Origin of the sequence: Rhodococcus sp. EPR-134 (assembly GCF_001647205.1) — a bacterium.
GTDB lineage: Bacteria > Actinomycetota > Actinomycetes > Mycobacteriales > Mycobacteriaceae > Rhodococcus_F > Rhodococcus_F qingshengii.
On sequence record NZ_LVCT01000230.1, the window covers coordinates 1 to 1278 of the forward strand.

Here is a 1278-nt window from a genome sequence, read left to right on the forward strand (position 1 = left end):
TCGATTGCTGCGGCGAGTTCGTCGGCCTTGTTCAGGCACATGGAGTGGCTCAACACGACTCCCTTGGGTGCCCCGCTGGTGCCTGACGTGAACGCGATCATGGCAGGGTCGGAACTCGATGGTTCCAACGCGCTGTCGAATCTGAAGCCTGTCGCAGCAGACTCGTCGAGTATCGACTGCAGCGCGACGGCGCCCGAGGTGCTCATGATGTGCGCTCGGCGGGCCTCGGGGAGTTGTGGGTCGATCATGACCAAGGGCCGACCGGAAATCAGAGTGGCGAGGATGGCGGGCACCGACTCGGCCGTTGGTTCGAGATCGACCGCAACCGGGCGTGCCCCGTGCGACCCACGTAGGCGAAGTTCGCGGACCAATGCGTCGGTCCGGAGTTCGAGTTCGGCGAAAGTGATCCGGTCGCGCGGAGTCACGACGGCAACGGCGTCGTGCTGCATAGAGGTGACTCGGCGCCACCTCGACTCGATCGTCTCGTCGATGACTGCATAGCGAGTGCGTTCTAGACCTAAGTCGACAACCTTCATCACAGTAGCTCCGTCCGACTTTCAGCTATCTTTTAGCAAAGACTACATAAGGTTTGTGAAGTAGGTCCATAACAAACCAAAAGTAGTTTTACATACCGCCCCATCCTCCAGTCCGTCAGCTCCGAATGCCTTGAGGAACCAATGCCGATCGAGCGTTGTACAGACGAGGAGCAGTGACATGAAGTGGTCGGGGCGAAGTGCGATTGCGATTGCGGGAGTGTGCGCCGCAGCGACGATGTTTTCGGGAACCGCGCAGGCGAGCCCAATCTGGGAACCCTTGCAGCCGGTGGCGAACCTGGACGTCGCGCGCTACGTAGGGGAATGGAACCAGGTGGCGGCGATTCCTCAGCCCTTCAACCTCGCGTGCGCGAAGGACACCCGGGCGAGTTACGGGATTGTCGATTCCACGAACGTGAGCGTGAAGAACACGTGTACGACGTGGACCGGTCAAGCCAACGAGATCGTCGGGAATGCCCGAGTTACCGATCCAGCAACGGGTGCCCAGTTGCATGTGAGCTTCCCCGGGGTGCCCTCACAGGAAAGCTTGGACGGCCCACCCAACTACATCGTCACCTACATTGCCGACGACTATTCGTGGGCACTGGTGGGCGATCCGCTCAGGCTTTCCGGGTTCGTGCTCTCACGGTCGGCGGTCATCGACGCGGCAGGCTGGAGTGAGATCCGCCGGGTCGCCGAATCCCGTGGATACAACGCATGCACGATCCTGACGTCACCGACCACC

At 60.9% G+C, this 1278-nt stretch carries 2 protein-coding genes; one reads left to right on the top strand and one right to left on the bottom strand.

What is annotated here, in order from left to right; genetic code table 11:
* On the bottom strand, positions 1 to 536 hold a 536-nt coding region (locus A2J01_RS10135; RefSeq protein ID WP_156519235.1), incomplete at its 3' end, for an AMP-binding protein.
* A gap of 178 nt (positions 537 to 714) precedes the next feature.
* Between A2J01_RS10135 and A2J01_RS10140 the strand changes: the two genes are divergently transcribed.
* Positions 715 to 1278, top strand: a 564-nt coding sequence (locus tag A2J01_RS10140; protein WP_064112634.1) for a lipocalin family protein, incomplete at its 3' end; no start/stop codon positions are given.